At 57.5% G+C, this 17577-nt stretch carries 17 protein-coding genes; 11 read left to right on the top strand and 6 right to left on the bottom strand.

Annotation, left to right across the window (positions count from 1 at the left end):
* Positions 1-118 precede the first annotated feature (118 nt).
* The 6 genes from ABLV08_RS03915 to ABLV08_RS03940 are packed head-to-tail and all read left to right on the top strand — an operon-like array spanning position 119 to position 6886.
* Positions 119-661 carry a helix-turn-helix transcriptional regulator gene (locus ABLV08_RS03915; RefSeq protein WP_015704518.1) on the top strand — a complete coding sequence of 181 codons (543 nt, stop codon included), beginning with the start codon at positions 119-121 and terminating at the stop codon, positions 659-661.
* 60 nt (positions 662-721) lie between these two features.
* On the top strand, positions 722-1309 hold the full coding sequence (locus ABLV08_RS03920; RefSeq protein ID WP_015704519.1) for a common pilus major fimbrillin subunit EcpA: 588 nt from the start codon (positions 722-724) through the stop codon (positions 1307-1309).
* A gap of 57 nt (positions 1310-1366) precedes the next feature.
* A complete protein-coding gene (locus ABLV08_RS03925) occupies positions 1367-2035 on the top strand; it encodes a hypothetical protein (protein ID WP_015368090.1) in 669 nt (222 codons plus the stop codon).
* A gap of 25 nt (positions 2036-2060) precedes the next feature.
* Positions 2061-4586: a fimbrial biogenesis outer membrane usher protein gene (locus ABLV08_RS03930; RefSeq protein WP_032707514.1), complete on the top strand. Its 2526-nt coding sequence runs from the start codon at positions 2061-2063 to the stop codon at positions 4584-4586.
* Between the two features lie 43 nt (positions 4587-4629).
* Positions 4630-6222: a hypothetical protein gene (locus ABLV08_RS03935; protein ID WP_348855628.1), complete on the top strand. Its 1593-nt coding sequence runs from the start codon at positions 4630-4632 to the stop codon at positions 6220-6222.
* On the top strand, positions 6191-6886 hold the full coding sequence (locus ABLV08_RS03940) for a fimbria/pilus periplasmic chaperone (RefSeq protein ID WP_015704522.1): 696 nt from the start codon (positions 6191-6193) through the stop codon (positions 6884-6886). Before ABLV08_RS03935 ends, ABLV08_RS03940 begins: the two co-directional genes overlap by 32 nt.
* A 17-nt stretch (positions 6887-6903) precedes the next feature.
* Here the strand turns inward: ABLV08_RS03940 and ABLV08_RS03945 are convergent, their stop codons facing one another.
* The gene (locus tag ABLV08_RS03945) at positions 6904-8085 is read right to left on the bottom strand and encodes an amidohydrolase (RefSeq protein ID WP_046884030.1); all 1182 of its coding nucleotides are present in this window, start codon (positions 8083-8085) and stop codon (positions 6904-6906) included.
* Positions 8086-8096: 11 nt separating this feature from the next.
* Positions 8097-9290: an MFS transporter gene (locus ABLV08_RS03950; protein WP_348855593.1), complete on the bottom strand. Its 1194-nt coding sequence runs from the start codon at positions 9288-9290 to the stop codon at positions 8097-8099.
* A gap of 134 nt (positions 9291-9424) precedes the next feature.
* Between ABLV08_RS03950 and ABLV08_RS03955 the strand changes: the two genes are divergently transcribed.
* Entirely contained in the window at positions 9425-10333 is a 909-nt protein-coding gene (locus ABLV08_RS03955; RefSeq protein WP_032707516.1) for a LysR substrate-binding domain-containing protein, read from the top strand.
* On the opposite strand, the gene ABLV08_RS03960 is transcribed toward ABLV08_RS03955, so the two are convergent.
* Genes ABLV08_RS03960 through ABLV08_RS03975 form a run of 4 tightly spaced genes read right to left on the bottom strand, consistent with a single transcriptional unit; the run spans position 10293 to position 13372 of the window.
* A complete protein-coding gene (locus ABLV08_RS03960) occupies positions 10293-10997 on the bottom strand; it encodes an amino acid ABC transporter permease (protein WP_045388475.1) in 705 nt (234 codons plus the stop codon). The genes ABLV08_RS03955 and ABLV08_RS03960 overlap by 41 nt on opposite strands.
* Positions 10987-11739 carry an amino acid ABC transporter permease gene (locus ABLV08_RS03965; protein ID WP_161798764.1) on the bottom strand — a complete coding sequence of 251 codons (753 nt, stop codon included), beginning with the start codon at positions 11737-11739 and terminating at the stop codon, positions 10987-10989. Before ABLV08_RS03965 ends, ABLV08_RS03960 begins: the two co-directional genes overlap by 11 nt.
* A complete protein-coding gene (locus tag ABLV08_RS03970; RefSeq protein WP_032707519.1) occupies positions 11736-12554 on the bottom strand; it encodes an amino acid ABC transporter ATP-binding protein in 819 nt (272 codons plus the stop codon). The genes ABLV08_RS03965 and ABLV08_RS03970 overlap by 4 nt, the downstream gene beginning before the upstream one ends.
* 5 nt (positions 12555-12559) lie before the next feature.
* Positions 12560-13372, bottom strand: a complete 813-nt coding sequence (locus tag ABLV08_RS03975; RefSeq protein WP_348855629.1) for an ABC transporter substrate-binding protein — start codon at positions 13370-13372, stop codon at positions 12560-12562.
* A 277-nt stretch (positions 13373-13649) separates the two neighbouring features.
* On the opposite strand from ABLV08_RS03975, the gene ABLV08_RS03980 reads away from it, so the two are divergent.
* The 4 genes from ABLV08_RS03980 to tauA all read left to right on the top strand — a co-directional run bounded on the left by ABLV08_RS03980 (position 13650) and on the right by tauA (position 17569).
* Positions 13650-13826: a hypothetical protein gene (locus ABLV08_RS03980; RefSeq protein ID WP_015368101.1), complete on the top strand. Its 177-nt coding sequence runs from the start codon at positions 13650-13652 to the stop codon at positions 13824-13826.
* A gap of 230 nt (positions 13827-14056) precedes the next feature.
* The gene (gene mmuP, locus ABLV08_RS03985) at positions 14057-15466 is read left to right on the top strand and encodes an S-methylmethionine permease (protein ID WP_334754445.1); all 1410 of its coding nucleotides are present in this window, start codon (positions 14057-14059) and stop codon (positions 15464-15466) included.
* Positions 15453-16385, top strand: a complete 933-nt coding sequence (mmuM, locus tag ABLV08_RS03990; protein ID WP_348855594.1) for a homocysteine S-methyltransferase — start codon at positions 15453-15455, stop codon at positions 16383-16385. The genes mmuP and mmuM overlap by 14 nt, the downstream gene beginning before the upstream one ends.
* A 221-nt stretch (positions 16386-16606) precedes the next feature.
* Positions 16607-17569, top strand: a complete 963-nt coding sequence (gene tauA, locus ABLV08_RS03995; protein ID WP_015368105.1) for a taurine ABC transporter substrate-binding protein — start codon at positions 16607-16609, stop codon at positions 17567-17569.
* The last annotated feature ends 8 nt before the right edge of the window (positions 17570-17577 follow it).

Below are 17577 nucleotides of genomic sequence, written 5' to 3' on the forward strand. Positions count from 1 at the left end.
CTGGTGTTTTATTATGACCAATTTAAACAGGGGTAATTTGCAGGTTTAATCTCTGCAGGCCTGGCTATCGGCGATGGGGTGAAAGGTAGTATTCCAGGATGAAGAGGATAAACAGTATATGGACGATCAATGCTCCCTTGATAAGTGTATTTGGCCAGCACATGATACTTATTTTTTAAAAGGCTTGTCGGAACTCATCTTAGATATCGAAGAACTTATTTATTTGTCACTGGATAAAATATGTAAGGACTTTTTGTTTATCAATCTGAGTACCAATGCATTAAATTACTTTATTCGCTATGACAACGACTGGTTAGCCAAGGCCAAGGGCAAACAAATCATTCTGATTGCCGCGAGAAAGTCAGAAGCGTTAGCCAATTATTGGTATTACAACGGTGATATTCGCGGCGTGGTGTATGTCGACCTCGCGCGCGATATAAGAAAAGATCTGGCCTATGTAATTAATGGTCGGTTTCTGCGTAAAGATATTAAGAAAGAAAAAATTACTGACCGGGAAATGACGGTGATCAGAATGACGGCCCAGGGAATGCATCCGAAATCTATCGCCAGAATTGAAAATTGCAGTGTGAAAACTATTTATACCCATCGGCGAAATGCTGAGGCCAAGCTGTATTCAAAAATTTATAAATTAGTTATGTAACGTTTATTTAGTGGTACACCGGGACGACTTGTCCTTAATTAAACTCAGGATGAAAAAGCTATGAAAAAAAAGGTTATTGCTATTGCTCTGGTAACGGCGTTTGCTGGAATGGGTGTTGCTCAGGCTGCTGATGTCACTGCTCAGGCCGTTGCTACCTGGTCTGCAACCGCGAAAAAAGACACTTCCAGCAAACTGGTTGTTACCCCGCTTGGCAGCCTGGCTTTCCAGTATGCCGAAGGGATTAAAGGCTTTAACTCACAAAAAGGTCTGTTTGATGTCGCGGTTGAAGGCGATACCACGGCGACTGCCTTCAAACTGACTTCACGTCTTATCACTAACACTCTGACTCAGCTGGATACCTCCGGCTCAACGCTGAGCGTGGGCGTGGATTATAACGGCGCCGCGGTAGAAAAGAGTGCTGACACCATCATGATCGACACCGCTAACGGCGTACTGGGCGGCAACCTCAGCGCGCTGTCTAACGGCTACAACACCGCAGGCCGCACCACCGCGCAGGACGGCTTTAACTTCTCCATCATCAGCGGTACCACCGACGGCACCACCGCGGTAACCGATTACAGCACGCTGCCGGAAGGGATCTGGAGCGGTGACGTGAGCGTGCAGTTCGACGCGACCTGGACCAGCTGATTTTCTCGTAGCACCGGGCAGGGGGAATACCCCTGCCTCTTCATGGACTGAACGCTTATGAAAAAACATCTTCTGGCCATTGGCCTGCTGCTGGGATTGGCGAATCCCGCGCTGGCGCTGGATGTCGGCGATATCTCTTCCTTTATGAACAGCGGCAGCAGCACGCTGAGTAAAGAGATTAAAAATACCACCGACAGCGGCCGCTTAATCAACATTCATCTGGAACGTCTCTCTTCACCGCTGGATGGCGGCAAGGTGATCCCGATGGATAAACAGGATGAAGTCCTGTTGACCCCCGCCAGCTTGTTATTGCCCGCAAAGGCCAGTGAAGTGGTGCGCTTTTTCTACAAAGGCCCGGCGGATGATAAAGAGCGCTACTACCGCATTGTCTGGTTCGATCAGGCCTTAAGCGATGCCCAGCGCAATGGCTCCCAGCGCAGCGCGGTGGCCACCGCTTCAGCCCGCATCGGCACCATTCTGGTGGTGGCGCCGCGTCAGGCTAATTTTCGCTATCAGTTTGCCGGCGACACGCTGACCAATACCGGTAACGCCACCCTGCGCATCATCGCCTACGGCCCGTGTCTGAAAATCGCCGATGGCAAAGAGTGCAAAGAAAATTACTACCTGATGCCAGGGAAATCGCGTCGCTTCACGCGCGTCAATATTGCTGACAAAAAAGGACGGGTCGCGCTCTGGCAGGGCGAGCAGTTTGTTCCCGTGAAATAGACATGTGTGCTGATGGATTAAGACTATGCCTTTACGACGGATCACCCCTGGACTGAACGCGCTGCTTGCCTCCGGCATGGTTCTTTTGCTGGCGCCTTATAGCGACAGCATGGCCGCCGAGCGCGTGCAGCAAATCGGCGGCGTGATTATCCCGCAGGCTTTCAGCCAGGCTTTGCAGGACGGCATGAGCATCCCTCTGTTTATTCATCTTGAAGGCAGCCGCGATAATCAGAACGATCAGCGTATCGGCGCCGCGTATATCTGGCTTGATGGCGATGTGCTGCGGGTTCGGCAAATCACCCTCGAAGAGGGCGATGACAACGCTCGCGTCAGCGACGAGACACGTCAACAGCTCAGCCGTTTATCCAATGAGGCTTTCAACGACGCGCTGAAGATCCCCTTAACCGATGCCGCGCAGCTGCAACTTAGTCTGCGCCAGTTGCTGCTACAACTGGTGGTGAAACGTGAGGCGCTGGGCACCGTGCTGCGGTCGCGCAGCGAGGATATTGGCCAGTCGAGCGTTAAAACTTTCAGTAATAACCTTACCTACAACCTCGGGGTCTACAACAACCAGATGCGTAGCGGTGGCAGTAATACCTCCAGCTATCTGTCACTCAATAGCGTTAGCGCGCTGCGCGAGCATCACGTGGTGCTCGACGGCTCGCTGTACGGCATCGGCACCAGCCACCAGGACAACGAACTGTATAAAGCGATGTACGAGCGCGACTTCGCCGGGCACCGTTTTGCCGGCGGAATGCTGGATACCTGGAACTTACAATCGCTGGGGCCGATGACCGCGATTTCGGCCGGTAAAATCTACGGCGCGTCGTGGGGCAACCAGGCCAGTTCGACGGTATTTGATAACAGCCAGTCGGCGACGCCGGTGGTGGCATTCTTACCGGCGGCAGGCGAGGTCCACCTGATGCGTGACGGGCGCCTGTTAAGCGTGCAGAACTTCGTTATGGGGAATCATGAAGTTGATACCCGAGGCCTGCCGTACGGTATTTACGACGTTGACGTCGAAGTTATCGTCAACGGAAGAGTGGTCAGCAAACGCACCCAACGCGTCAACAAGCTGTTTACTCGCGGACGCGGCGCGGGCGCGCCGCTGGCCTGGCAAATCTGGGGCGGCAGTTTCCATATGGACCGCTGGTCGGAAAGCGGTAAAAAGACGCAGCCGGCGAAAGAGAGCTGGCTGGCGGGGGCATCGGCTTCCGGATCGTTGAGCACGCTCAGTTGGGCGGCCACCGGCTACGGTTATGATAACAATGCCGTCGGCGAAACGCGCATCACGCTGCCGCTGACCGAGGCGGTGAATATCAACCTGCAAAACATGCTGGCCAGCGACAGCTCCTGGAGCAGCATCGGCAGCGTCAGCGCCACCTTACCCGGCGGCTTTAGCTCGCTGTGGATTAACCAGGAAAAGACCGTTATCGGCGATAAGCTGCGCCGCAGCGATGCCGACAACCGGGCGATCGGCGGCACGCTGAACCTGAACGCCCTGTGGTCAAAACTAGGCACTTTTAGCATCAGCTACAACGATGACCGCCGCTACAACAGCCATTACTACACGGCGGATTATTACCAGACGATTTATAGCGGCTCTTTTGGCTCGCTAGGCCTGCGCGCGGGCTTACAGCGCTATAACAACGGCGATAGCAACGCCAACACCGGGAAATATATCGCCCTCGATTTATCACTGCCGCTGGGCAACTGGTTCAGCGCCGGGATGACCCATCAGAACGGCTATACCATGGCCAACATTTCGGCGCGTAAGCAGTTTAATGAAGGGGCGATTCGAACCGTCGGCGCCAATATTTCGCGGGCGATTTCCGGCGATACCGGCGACGACAAAACCTTAAGCGGCGGCGCTTATACGCAGTTCGAAACGCGCTACACCAACGGCACGCTGAACGTCAACAGCGGCGCCGACGGCTACGTGAATACCAACCTGACCGCCAGCGGCAGCGTCGGCTGGCAGGGGAAAAATATCGCCGCCAGCGGGAGAACCGATGGCAATGCCGGGGTGATCTTCAATACCGGTCTGGAAGACGACGGCAAGCTCAGCGCTAAGGTTAACGGGCGCATCGTGCAGCTCAGCGGTAAACGCAACTACCTGCCGCTTTCGCCGTACAGCCGCTATGAAGTCGAACTGCAGAACAGTAAAAACTCGCTCGACAGCTACGACATTGTCAGCGGTCGTAAGAGTCACCTGACGCTTTATCCCGGTAACGTGGCGGTGATCGAGCCGGAAGTGAAGCAAATGGTCACCGTCTCCGGGCGCATCCGCGCCGAAGACGGCACGCTGCTGGCGAACGCGCGCATTAATAACCATATCGGGCGCACCCGCACCGATGAGAACGGTGAATTTGTCATGGATGTCGATAAAAAATATCCCACCATTGATTTTAGCTACGGCGGAAATAAAACCTGTGAAGTGGCGCTGGAGCTCAGCCAGGCGCGCGGCGCGGTGTGGGTAGGGGACGTAGTATGCAGCGGTCTCTCTTCATGGGCGGCGGTGCAGCAGACAGGAGAAGGTAATGAAAGCTAAGTGGCTACTCGCTTTGGCGACGCTGACGATCGCGCCGCTGGCGATGAACGCTGATGCGGCGGTGACAAAATATTCTGAAGCCGCTGCTCCGGCGCGTGAATTTGTCTTTGTCGAGAACAACTCTGATGACAACTTCTTTGTCACCCCTGGCGGCGCGCTGGATCCCCGCCTGACCGGCTCAAACCGCTGGACCGGGTTAAAATCAACCGGTTCTGGTGATACCGCGTACCGTCAGGTCAGTCTGGGTTATATCGATGATGGTCACAACCATGGGATCACCGCTAACTATCGGTTTGATATGTGGCTGGATAATGCGCCGGTCTCTCACCCTTTACTGGGTTTACGGTGTATTAACTGGTACTCGGGATGCGACCTGGCAACCAGCCTGATTTTACCCCAGTCTACCGATGCTAATGGATTTTACGGCGTCTCAACGGGGAGCGGGACGAAATGGCGTCACGGGATGATGTCCGATGCCTTTTATCAATACCTGCAGCAGATGCCGATCGGCGGTAGTTTTACGATGACGATTAATTCCTGCCAGACATCGGTCGCTTACGATGCGAGCAAAGGCGAGCGTTGCAAAGATCAGGCGTCAGGTACCTGGTATATCCGCGACGTAACCCATACCAAAGCGGGGCACTTACGCCTGATAAACACCCACTCACTGGCGGAAGTGTTTATCAATAGTGACGGCGTGCCCACGCTGGGCGAAGGCAATGCCGATTGCCGTACACAAACGATTGGTTCTCGTTCCGGTTTAAGCTGCAAAATGGTTAACTATACGCTGCAAACTAATGGGTTAAGCAACAGTTCGATTCACATTTTCCCGGCTATCAGTAACTCTGCGCTGGCATCGGCGGTAGGTAACTACGATATGCAGTTCAGCCTTGACGGTAACTCATGGAAACCGGTCAACGGCATTCTGCAGTATTACACTTTCAACGAGATGAAGAGCTCTGATTCTATTTACGTCTTTTTCTCGAGTAACTTTTTCAAGCAGATGGTGGCGTTGGGCATTAGTGACATCAACACCAAAGACTTGTTTAACTTCCGTTTTTATAACACCACTTCACCGGAATCCGGCTGGTATGAATTCTCGACATCCAATAGCCTGATTATCAAACCGCGTGATTTCAGCATCAGCATTATCTCCGATGAGTACACTTCGGCGCCGTCACGTGAGGGCTACGTCGGCAGCGGCGAACCGGCGCTGGATTTCGGCTACATCGTCACCACCAGCGGCAAAACCGCCGCCGATGAGGTGTTGATTAAAGTTACCGGCCCGTCACAGGCGATTAGCGGGCGCTCGTATTGCCTGTTCAGCTCGGCGGACGGTACCGCGCAGGTGCCATTCCCGGCGTCGCTCTCTTTCATTACCCAAAGCGGGGCGACGAAAAGTTACGACGCCGGCTGCGACAATAGCTGGCACGACATGACCGATGCGCTATGGCTGACCACGCCGTGGACTGATATTTCCGGCGAGGTGGGGCAGATGGATAAAACAACGGTGCGCTTCTCGATTGCTATGGACGATCCTATCTCGCTGCGCACCATCACCGACAACGGCTGGTTTGGCGAGGTCAGCGCTTCAGGAGAGATTCATGTCCAGGCGACGTGGCGTAACATTAATTAAGCTGACGCTGGCGAGCCTGTGGCTGCTGGCCGCGCCGCTGGCGCAGGCGATTTCTGTCGGTAATCTGACCTTTTCGCTGGCCTCTGACGCTGAGTTTGCGGCGAAAAGGGTGATTAACAACAATAAAAGCGCGCGGCTATATCGGGTGTCGGTGGTGGGTATCGACCGGCCCGGCGGCCATGAGGTTCGTGCCCGCCCGGCGGACGGCGAACTGCTGTTCGCCCCGCGCCAGCTGACGCTGCAGGCGGGTGAAAGCGAATATTTTAAGTTCTATTATCACGGGCCGAAGGATAACCGCGAACGCTACTATCGGGTCTCGTTTCGTGAAATTCCCACCCGCAACCTGGTGATGCGCGCCCCGGCGGGCGGGCAGATCAGCATGGAGCCGGTGGTGGTGATGGATACCATTCTGGTGGTACGCCCGCGGCAGGTTCAGTTTAAATGGGCGTTCGATAAAGCGGCGGGGAGCGTCAGTAATACCGGCAATACCTGGTTTAAGCTGCTGATAAAACCGGGATGCGACACCACGGAAGAGGAGGGTGACGCCTGGTATCTGCGCCCCGGCGATGTTGTTCGCCAGCCGTCGCTGCGTAAGCCCGGCAACCACTACATTATCTATAACGAGAAATTTATTAAAATCAGCAATGATTGCCCGGTGAAATAGCCGGGCAATCGCCTGAATTATTCCTCGTTCAGCAACTCACTCACCAGCGCGATATGGGTCTTAATGCCGACCGCCAGCGCATCTTCGTCGATGCGAAAATGCGGGTTGTGCACGTTCCACGTCGCCCCTTTTTGCGCATTGCCGCAGCCGATAAACAGGAAGGTTCCGGGGATTTTCTCCTGATAGGAGGAGAAATCCTCGCTGCCGAATAGCGCCTTATCCTGCAGCTGTAGCGTGCCTGCCGGAAAATGGCGGGCTATGGCTTCGCGGGCGATATGATTGGTGGCGTCGTGGTTGTTTCCCACCGCATAGCCCTGCTGCCATTTGATTTCGTAGCTGGCGCCGTGGGCGGCGGTGATGCCGTCGATAATCCGCGCCATCAGCGGCGGCACCGCCTCGCGTACCTGCTGGTTATGGGTACGCAGCGTCCCGGCCAGGCGCGCGCTGTCGGGGATCACGTTATAGCTATCGCCGGCCTGAAAAGTGGCGATAGTCAGCACTGGCGCGTTGGCCGGGTCGATATGGCGGGCGACGATCTGCTGCAGCGCGCCGACCACTTCCGCGCCGATGGTCACCGGATCGATACAGTGCTGCGGCATCGAGCCGTGGCCGCCTTTGCCGCGAATGGTGATATCAAAGTTATCGCTGGAAGCGACGTACACTCCCTCTTTCAGGGTAATCACGCCAACCGGGCTGGTGGGGAAAACATGCAGGCCGAAAATATGTTCGACATCGTCAACCACGCCTAGCTCAACCAGCTCACGCGCCCCGCCCGGCGGCACCTCTTCCGCGGGCTGGAAGATGAATTTAATGCTGCCGTGCAGCTGTTCGCGAAGCTGGCACAAGACTTTCGCCGCCCCCATCAGCATCGCGGTATGCGCGTCGTGACCGCAGGCGTGCATTACGCCGGGCTTCGTTGAGCAGAATGCTTCTCCGCTCTCTTCCTGGAGCGGTAGGGCATCGATATCGGCCCGCAGCGCCCACATCGGGCCCGGATGCGCGCCGCGCAGTACGGCAATCACGCTATTTTCCAGCGGGCGGCTTATCTCGAGACCGGAAAATAGCGCCAGCTCGCGGGCGATGTAATCGGCGGTCGGCTTCTCGTTAAACGACAGATCCGGATGGGCGTGGATATGGCGACGCCAGCGCAGCGCTTCCTCGGCCGCGGCGGAAATTAATTGTTCAGTGGCGTGATGCATCAGTGACTCCTTCAATCAATAACGGGCTGACTGACGACGGTTTTACGTTTCATGAGCGGCAGCACCGCCAGCGCGGAGCAAACCATCGCCAGTGAAAGAAACAGGAAAGCGCTGGCGTAACCGTGGGTTTTCTCCACCAGATAGCCAATGATGATCGGCGAGACAAAGCCGCCGAGAGTACCGCCGGTATTAATCAGACCGATGGCCGAGCCCATCATATTTTCCGGCAGGCGCTTCATCGGCAGGGTAAAGGCGGTGACGAAGGTCGACATCAGGAAAATTTCGCCGATAAACAGCAGCAGGCTGGCGGTCAGCGGCGTCCGGGCATGGAAGATGGCGAAGATCGCCACGGCGCTGATTAACGCGCTGATGGCAATCACCAGTGGTTCGCGATTAAGAAAATATTTACCCACCAGCCAGCCGGTACCGAGCGATGAGATCCAGATCCCCAGACCGCCCGCGGCCACCACGTAGCCGGATGCAGACAGCGACATCCCCATACTCTGAACAAAAAACTTCGGTAGCCAGGCCATCAGGCCATAGCTGGGAATATTGACGCAAAAGATAGCCAGAAAGAGCAGGATTACCGTGGGGTTACGCCACAGGGCGGCGCCGGCGGCGCTCTGTTTCGCGACCACCGCCGTCGGTTGCCGGCGCGGCACGCGCAGGGCGATCAGCAGGGCGATGGCGCAGGCCACGATCCCCAGTACGGTGAACGACAGATGCCAGCCGAGCAGCGCCAGCGCGTTAACGGCGATAATCGGCCCAATGGTCATCGCCAGTCCCGCTGACGACAGCAATATCGATTGGGCGAAGGTACGTTGTTCCAGAGTGAAGTTGCTTACCACCGCCTTGGCGCAGGAGCAGGGATAGCCTGAATGGCCGACGCCTGACAGAAAGCGGAACAGCAGCAGCAGGCCGAAGCTCGCTCCCAGCAGGCCAAAGCACAGCGCGAATATCCCCAGCGTCGTCAGCGACAGCACCAGCATCGTTTTGTAGCCAATGCGATCGTTAAGCCAGCCCGCCGGCACCTGAAACAGCGAATAGGCGAGAAAAAAGATGCCGGTAATGTAGCCCAGTTGTTCGGCGTTGAGCCCGAACTCCTTTTCGATAGGCAGCAGCGCGAAGCCGGTGACGGTTTTGTCGATATAAACGACCACGTAGCCGATAAACAGTAAGAAGATCATCTGAGACTGACTTTTCATTTTTTTCCGCCCGGTGTCTCATGGTTGCATGTGTTGTCGTGGGGGAATCCCCTACTGCATCCTCAGGCTTTACCCGCGCGGCGGGAAGATATAATTTTTCTATAGGTGATGCTTTTTTCTGATAGGGGTGAGCGGTGAAATATCTTCCCAAATTAAACCAGCTGCAGGCGCTACGGCAGGTGGCGCGCAGCGGCAGCATCCGTTCGGCGGCGCGTGAACTGGGGCAATCGCAGCCGGCGCTGAGCCGGACATTACGTGAGCTGGAGCAAATCCTCGGTACGCAACTTTTTCTGCGCAGTAAAGAAGGCGTCGCCCTGACCGAAGCGGGAATCGCTTTCTTACAGCGCGCGGAGTGGGTGCTGGAGGAGCTGCGGCGCGCGGCGGATGAGGTGGAACAGATTAACCATGTCACCCACGGTCGGCTGACGGTCGGCTTTTCGTCGTTGATTGCCCTGACGGTATTTCCGCAAGTGGCCGAAGGGTTTAAGCAGGCGCTGCCGCAGGTGCAGATGACGGTGAAAGAGGGGCAGCTTTCGTCACTGCTGCCGGGCGTCCGCAGCGGAGAGATAGACCTGGCGATCGGATCGGTCGACCCGATGCATCCGCCGGAAGGGGTGATGCTGGAACCGCTGTTTACCGCGCCGTTCTGTGTCATCGCGCGCAAGGGGCATCCGCTGGCGCACGAGAGCGATCTGCTGGCGCTGCGTAAAGCCCGCTGGCTGCTGCCGGTGTCGCCGATGGGCTACTACCAGCAGTTACAAAACGAGCTGATTCACTTTTATCGCCAGGTGTCGATTACCCCGCTGCGCACCGACTCGGTCATTGTCGGTTTGCAGATGGTACTGGAATCCGATTATTTGACCATCGTCGCGCGCGCCATGAACCAGCCGCTGCAGCTTGGCGAAAAGCTGGTCACGCTGCCGGTATCCACGCTCCCGGCGGCGCAGTATTGCGCGGTGTGGTCGCAAAAATCGGCGCTCACCGCCAATGCCCGGCTGTTTCTCAATCGACTGCGAAGCGCCTGTCAGCGCTACGCCTGGTAAAACGGCGGCTCGCCAGCTGGCTGAGGGCGCAGCACAGTAAATAGTAAACCGCGCCGGTAAAGACGAATATCGCCAGCGGGTAGATTTGCACCCGGTTATTGACCTGCCCGGCGACGGTAGTGAGTTCAGGCACGTTGACGATAAACGCCAGCGAGGTGTCCTTCAGCAGGCCGATAAAAATGCCGACCAGCGACGGCTGGACGTTGCGCAGCGCCTGCGGCAGCATGATTAAGCGTAGCGTCTGGCCAGGAGTGAAGCCCTGCGTCAGCGCCGCTTCATGCTGGCCGCCGGGCAGGGCGCGCAGCCCCGCCAGCACCGAGTGCATCACCGAGGCGGCGGTGAACCACGCCAGCGCCAGGGTGACCGTTACCGCGCCCGGCAGATCGCCGCCGGTCAGCATCGGCAGCAGATACCACAGCCAGAAAATAACGAAGATCAGCGGGATACCGCGAATAATTTCCGCCCACAGGAATAGCAGACGACGGACCGCTCCGCCGTAGCGCCAGGCGGCGCAGGCTAGCAGAATACCGCCCGGTAGCGCCAGCGCGGTCGCGCCGATGGCCATCAGTAAGGTGAGCGCCACGCCGCCGGGTTGGCCTTCCGCCAGCCGTCCCCACAGCAGATAATCAAGGTTGTCGGCGATCACCGCGAGGTTAGCGTTCATGTTGTGCGCTCCGTGGCTGACGATATCCTGGACCGAAGCGCGTCAGCGCCAGCCCCATAACGATCCCCAGCGCAAGATATAGTGCGGTGCCGACAGCAAAGGCCTCCAGCGCATGGGCGTTATAGCTCTCGATTTGCCGTACCTGGTAGGTGAGCTCGGCGAAGCCAATACCGCTGGCCAGCGAAGAGAGTTTCATCAGGTTCAGGTACTGGCCGACAATCGGCTGCCAGGCGTTGGCCAGCCCCTGCGGCAGCAGAATAAAACGTAATTCCCCCCACGGGCTAAATCCCTGCGACAGCGCCGCTTCGCGCTGGCCGTGGCTCACGGCGCGCAACCCGGCGGCAATCTCTTCCACCAGAAATGCCGAGGTAAATACGCCGAGCCCCCACATTGAGCAGAGAAATTCCGGCGTCAGCCACCAGACGTCGCCCGGTAGAATCGACCAGCTATGGGAGTCGTTGATAAAATCGCGCGCCGCCAGCGGCAGCAGGTTCCAGGCGGCGAAGTACCAGAACAGCAGTTGGACCAATAGCGGCGTATTGCGAAACAGCGATACCCACGCCGCCACCAGCCAGCGGCCGGGGCGTCCGCCGCCGAGACGCAGCGCCAGCAGTAGCACCGCCAGCGCGGTGGCCAGCAGTATCCCGGCCACGCTGACCCAGACGGTAGTGAGAAAACCGGAGATAATCCACTGCAGCGGCTGCCCGCTGAGCACGCCATGCCAGTCGAGAATCGCCATCACTCAACGCTCTCCTGATGTAGCGGGTCGAGCACCTTCTGCAGAAAACGGCGGGTACGCGCATGCTGCGGGCGGGCGAAAAATTCCGCCGGCGGCGCGGTTTCGAGGATTTCGCCACCGTCGATAAACACCACCCGATCGGCGATTTCGCGGGCAAACTGCATCTCGTGAGTGACCACCACCATGGTGATACCGCTGTGGGCCAGGGCTTTCATCACCTGCAGCACTTCGCCGATCATCTCCGGATCCAGCGCCGAGGTTGGTTCATCAAACAGGATGATTTGCGGCGAGGAGGCAAGGGCGCGGGCGATGGCGACGCGCTGCTGTTGGCCGCCGGAGAGCTGAGCGGGCATCTGCCGCGCTTTATCCGTGAGGCCGACCTGGGTGAGTAATTCCAGCGCCCGCTTTTGGGCGGCATCGTGTTGCCAGCCGTGCACGCGCTCCAGCGCGAGGGTAATATTCTCCTGCGCCGTCAGGTGAGCGTAGAGATTGAACTGCTGAAAAACGAAGCCGACCCGGCTGCGCAATTGGCGCAGCGCGCTGCCGGTCAGGCGGCGGGTCGGTTTGCCATCGATGAGGATCTCGCCGCCGCTTAAGGATTCAAGCTGGTTGATCAGGCGGATCAGCGTTGATTTACCCGATCCTGATGGCCCGAGGATCGCCACCACTTCACCGGGATTGACCGTTAAATTAACGCCGTTAAGTACCTGATGATCGCCGTAGCGTTTAACCACGTCGCGAAAGGTAATACTGGCCTGCTGCAGATGCGAGAAATCCGCGGCCGAAGCCGCGGAGCGTGAAAATAAGGCGGAAAACATCTGGATTATTTCGCTTCTATGGTAAAGGCGCGCGGCTGCGGAGAGGCGGTGCCAGGGCCAAACCAGGTGTCGTAGATTTTCGCCGCCTGGCCGGATTTTTCCAGCTTAACCAGCTCGTCGTTCACCGCTTTCAGCAGCGCCGGCTCGCCTTTTTTCACACCGACGCCAATCTCTTCTTTGCTCAGCAAATCCGGCAGAATTTTAAAGTTGGCTTTATCCGGCGCGCCCGCCAGCAGCCCGGCGAGAATGGTGCTGTCCTGGGTTATCGCCTGCACGTTGCCGTTTCGCAGGGCGGTCAGCGCCAATGGAATATCGTCATAGGAGAGCACCCGCGACTGCGGGAAGCGCTGGTGCAGCGCCTGTTCGCCGGTGGTGCCTTTTACCGCGCCGATGCGCGCTTTGCTGTAGTCATCCAGTTTATCCGGCGACTTAGCCGGAACCAGGAACTGCTGGCCGGTCACAAAGTAGGGCGTTGAGAAATCAATGACCTGCGCACGCTCCGGGGTAATGGTGATATCGGCGACGATCAGGTCGGCCTTACCGGACTGCAGCAGAGGAATACGGTTAGCCGGGTTAGTGGCCATCAGCTCAAGCTTGACGCCAAGAGATTTCGCCAGCGCCTGCGCGAAATCGACGTCGTAACCCACCAGTTGATGGGTTTTGGCATCCACGGAACCAAACGGCGGGTTAGCGTCGAAGGTGGCGACCTTCACCACCCCGGCGGCTTTGATATCGGCTAACTGGTCGGCCTGAACCTGGGCGGTCAGCAGCAGCGCGCCCAGCGCAAAAGCGATTTTGGTATAAGTTTTATGCATCATCATTCCCCTGAATCCCTGTTTTGTTTTGTGTTTATCACGCTCCCACAAAAGCGCCTCGTCCGGCAAAGAAGAAAAAATTCTTATCTATAACCAAAATCTCTTAATAAAAATGGGGATATTGCCGTTAATCAAATCGCTTTTACAGGAAGGGGTTAGTCACCGAAGCGCAGCGGCTAATATGCATCTTCCAGGATTACAAATTCGGAATTGATATTTCCCGCCCGTCGGCGATTGTGGTTGAAATAACAACAACGCAAACCCGACCGATGGAGGAGAAATGAAAGTAGCGCTGTGGCAACGGATTACCGGCTGGCTGGCTTTTTTATCTAACGGAGAAGCCGGGCAGCAAGATGGTCAACGGATGATGGAGGCGATCTTGCCGGTCGCCAGCCTGTATGGCGTGGATCTCGGCAACGTGGAAACCCGGTGGTTTCGCCATGACAAAACATACTGAGCGGCGCTGGACGCGCGAAGCCTACTGGAACGAGGTGTGCTCTGTGTAGCCGAAGGCTGCTTGCGGTTGCGGTAAAAAGGAGAGGCTCCGCAGCCCAAGCAGCTTTAAACCCAGGCTCCTACGCCTGTTCGCCCTGTTTTTTTCCCATCCCCGTTTTGCAATTTCCCCGCCGTCACGGTATAAATGACCTTCATTTGGATGTTTAGACGTCCATACATAAAGAAGGCAATATGCAAACAACATCACAACAACAAGGTGGGCAACTTAAGCGCACCATGAAAACGCGCCACCTGATTATGCTCTCGCTGGGCGGCGTCATTGGCACAGGGTTATTCTTCAATACCGGCTATATTATCTCGACCACCGGCGCGGCGGGCACGCTACTGGCGTATCTGATCGGCGCGCTGGTGGTCTGGCTGGTGATGCAGTGTCTTGGCGAACTGTCGGTGGCGATGCCGGAAACCGGCGCCTTTCACGTGTATGCCGCGCGTTATCTCGGCCCGGCGACCGGCTATACCGTGGCGTGGCTCTACTGGCTGACCTGGACCGTGGCGCTCGGCTCGAGCTTTACCGCCGCCGGATTCTGTATGCAGTACTGGTTCCCGCAGGTGCCGGTGTGGGTCTGGTGCGTGATTTTCTGCGCGGTGATTTTCGCCCTGAATGTTATCTCTACCCGCTTCTTTGCCGAAGGCGAATTTTGGTTCTCGCTGGTCAAAGTGATCACCATCATTGCTTTTATTATTCTCGGCGGCGCGGCCATCTTCGGCTTTATTCCGCTGACCGACGGTTCACCGGCGCCAGGGCTGCATAACATCACCGCCGAAGGCTGGTTCCCCCATGGCGGCCTGCCGATCCTGATGACCATGGTGGCGGTGAACTTCGCTTTCTCGGGCACCGAACTTATCGGTATTGCCGCCGGTGAGACGCAAAACCCGCATCAGGTGATTCCGGTCGCGATCCGCACCACTATTGCCCGGCTGATTATTTTCTTTATCGGCACCGTTTTCGTGCTCGCCGCGTTAATCCCGATGCAGCAGGCGGGGGTGGAAAAAAGCCCGTTCGTACTGGTGTTTGAAAAGGTCGGCATTCCTTATGCGGCGGATATTTTTAACTTCGTGATCCTGACCGCGATTTTGTCGGCGGCCAACTCCGGCCTGTATGCCTCCGGACGGATGCTGTGGTCGCTATCAAATGAGAAGACGTTGCCAGCCTGCTTTGCCAAAGTGAATAAACGCGGCGTGCCGCTAACCGCGCTGACGGTGAGCATGCTGGGCGGCGTGCTGGCGCTGTTTTCCAGCGTAGTCGCGCCGGATACGGTGTTTGTTGCGCTGTCGGCGATTTCCGGTTTTGCGGTGGTCGCGGTATGGCTGAGCATCTGCGCGTCGCATTTTGTCTTCCGCCGCCGCCATCTGCAACAGGGCAAAGCGTTAAGCGAGCTGCACTATCGCGCGCCGTGGTATCCGCTGGTGCCGGTGCTGGGGTTTGTCCTCTGCCTGGTGGCCTGCGTGGGGCTGGCCTTTGACCCAAGCCAGAGTATTGCGCTGTGGTGCGGGATCCCGTTCGTCGCGCTGTGTTATGGTGCTTACTATCTGACTCGTACACGGAAATTAACTCAGGAGCCGCAACATGCCGCAGAATAATCCGCTAACCGCAATCCTTGAAACGCAACCGTTCGTGCTGCTGGATGGCGCGATGGCGACGGAGCTGGAAGCGCGCGGCTGCAATCTGGCCGATAGTTTATGGTCGGCGAAGGTACTGCTGGAGAATCCGCAGCTGATCCGCGATGTGCATCTCGACTATTTCCGCGCTGGCGCACAGGTGGCGATCACCGCCAGCTATCAGGCAACGCCGGCAGGCTTTGCCGCCCGCGGGTTGGATGAGGCGCAGTCGAAGGCGCTGATAGGTAAAAGCGTCGAGCTGGCGCGTAAAGCCCGCGAGGCGTATCTGGCGGAAAACCCGCAGGCGGGAACGTTGCTGGTGGCCGGGTCGGTCGGGCCGTATGGCGCGTATCTGGCGGATGGCTCTGAGTATCGCGGCGATTATCAGCGCAGTGCGGAGGCGTTTCAGGCGTTCCACCGCCCGCGCGTCGAAGCGCTGCTGGATGCCGGGGCGGACCTGCTGGCCTGTGAAACGCTACCGTCGTTTGCCGAAATCACGGCCCTGGCGGCGCTGCTGCGTGACTACCCGCGCGCCCGCGCCTGGTTCTCGTTGACCCTGCGCGACGCCGAACATCTCAGTGACGGCACGCGGCTGCGCGAGGTTGTTGCGGTATTGGCCGATAATCCCCAGGTGCTGGCGCTGGGGATTAACTGTATCGCGCTGGAAAATACCACCGCCGCGCTGCAGCATCTGCACAGCCTGACGTCGCTGCCGCTGGTGGTCTATCCTAACTCCGGCGAGCACTATGATGCGCTGACCAAGACCTGGCATCATCACGGTGAAGCCTGCGCGACGCTTGCGGCCTATTTGCCGCAGTGGCTGGCGGCTGGCGCCAGGCTGATTGGCGGCTGTTGTCGCACCACGCCGCAGGATATCGCCGCGCTGGCGGCGGGCCGCTAACACCTGTATTTCTTGCCCCCCGGATGGCGGCGCTCCGCGCCTGATCCGGGCTACCAGTACCGCGAGCCGGGGGAACCCATTTCTTTAATCCCTGTTTTTAACTATCTAATCCCGCTTTTCTTCTAAAAACGATTCGCTATTAGGCAGAATTTTTAATTACTTCATCTCCACTCTGATGCCGGAAATACTGCACCCATAACAACTAAGGGGAAGCAGACATTATGGCATTCACATCGCGAATTACTCTTCTGGCGGCGCTGGCTTTCGCTGCCTTCCAGGCGCAGGCGGTTAACGTCACCGTCGCCTATCAAACCTCCGCCGAACCGGCGAAAGTCGCCCAGGCGGACAACACCTTCGCCAAAGCCAGCGGCGCCACCGTTGACTGGCGTAAATTCGACAGCGGCTCCAGCATCGTACGCGCGCTGGCCTCAGGCGATGTACAAATCGGCAACCTCGGTTCCAGCCCGCTGGCGGTGGCCGCCACTCAGCAGGTACCGATTGAAGTGTTCCTGCTGGCCTCAAAGCTCGGTAATTCCGAAGCGCTGGTGGTGAAGAAAGATATCACTAAGCCGGAAGATCTGATTGGCAAACGCATTGCGGTACCGTTTATTTCGACCACCCACTACAGCCTGCTTTCCGCGCTGAAACATTGGGGAATCAAACCGGGCCAGGTGCAGATTATCAACCTGCAGCCGCCGGCGATTATTGCCGCCTGGCAGCGCGGCGATATCGATGGCGCTTACGTGTGGGCGCCAGCCGTTAACGAACTGGAAAAAGAGGGCAAGGTGCTGACCGACTCCGCGCAGGTGGGGCAATGGGGCGCGCCGACGCTGGATGTCTGGGTCGTACGTAAAGACTTTGCCGAGCAGCATCCGGAAATCGTGAAAGCTTTCGCTAAAAGCGCCATCGACGCGCAGCAGCCCTATATCGCCAACCCGGAGGCGTGGCTGAAGCAGCCGGAAAATCTCAGCAAGCTGTCGCGACTGAGCGGCGTGCCGGAGGCGGATGTGCCGGTGTTAGTCAAAGGCAATACCTATCTTACCGCCGCCCAGCAGGCGCAGGAGCTTAACGGCCCGGTGAACCAGGCGATTATCGATACCGCGAAATTCCTCAAAGAGCAGGGCAAAGTGCCGGCCGCAGGAACCGATTATAGCCAGTTCGTTACCGACCGTTTCGTGAAATAAAAGGAGGC

Origin of the sequence: Klebsiella sp. CN_Kp088 (assembly GCF_040064335.1) — a bacterium.
GTDB lineage: Bacteria > Pseudomonadota > Gammaproteobacteria > Enterobacterales > Enterobacteriaceae > Klebsiella > Klebsiella aerogenes.

Coding starts and splice junctions, on each gene's coding strand:
- ABLV08_RS03940 (WP_015704522.1), top strand. CDS start 6,191: ATGTCCAGGCGACGTGGCGTAACATTAATTAAGCTGACGCTGGCGAGC.
- ABLV08_RS03945 (WP_046884030.1), bottom strand. CDS start 8,085: ATGCATCACGCCACTGAACAATTAATTTCCGCCGCGGCCGAGGAAGCG.
- ABLV08_RS03950 (WP_348855593.1), bottom strand. CDS start 9,290: ATGAAAAGTCAGTCTCAGATGATCTTCTTACTGTTTATCGGCTACGTG.
- ABLV08_RS03980 (WP_015368101.1), top strand. CDS start 13,650: ATGAAAGTAGCGCTGTGGCAACGGATTACCGGCTGGCTGGCTTTTTTA.
- mmuM (WP_348855594.1), top strand. CDS start 15,453: ATGCCGCAGAATAATCCGCTAACCGCAATCCTTGAAACGCAACCGTTC.
- ABLV08_RS03935 (WP_348855628.1), top strand. CDS start 4,630: ATGAACGCTGATGCGGCGGTGACAAAATATTCTGAAGCCGCTGCTCCG.
- ABLV08_RS03960 (WP_045388475.1), bottom strand. CDS start 10,997: ATGAACGCTAACCTCGCGGTGATCGCCGACAACCTTGATTATCTGCTG.
- ABLV08_RS03920 (WP_015704519.1), top strand. CDS start 722: ATGAAAAAAAAGGTTATTGCTATTGCTCTGGTAACGGCGTTTGCTGGA.
- ABLV08_RS03930 (WP_032707514.1), top strand. CDS start 2,061: ATGCCTTTACGACGGATCACCCCTGGACTGAACGCGCTGCTTGCCTCC.
- mmuP (WP_334754445.1), top strand. CDS start 14,057: ATGCAAACAACATCACAACAACAAGGTGGGCAACTTAAGCGCACCATG.
- tauA (WP_015368105.1), top strand. CDS start 16,607: ATGGCATTCACATCGCGAATTACTCTTCTGGCGGCGCTGGCTTTCGCT.
- ABLV08_RS03925 (WP_015368090.1), top strand. CDS start 1,367: ATGAAAAAACATCTTCTGGCCATTGGCCTGCTGCTGGGATTGGCGAAT.
- ABLV08_RS03970 (WP_032707519.1), bottom strand. CDS start 12,554: ATGTTTTCCGCCTTATTTTCACGCTCCGCGGCTTCGGCCGCGGATTTC.
- ABLV08_RS03915 (WP_015704518.1), top strand. CDS start 119: ATGGACGATCAATGCTCCCTTGATAAGTGTATTTGGCCAGCACATGAT.
- ABLV08_RS03975 (WP_348855629.1), bottom strand. CDS start 13,372: ATGATGCATAAAACTTATACCAAAATCGCTTTTGCGCTGGGCGCGCTG.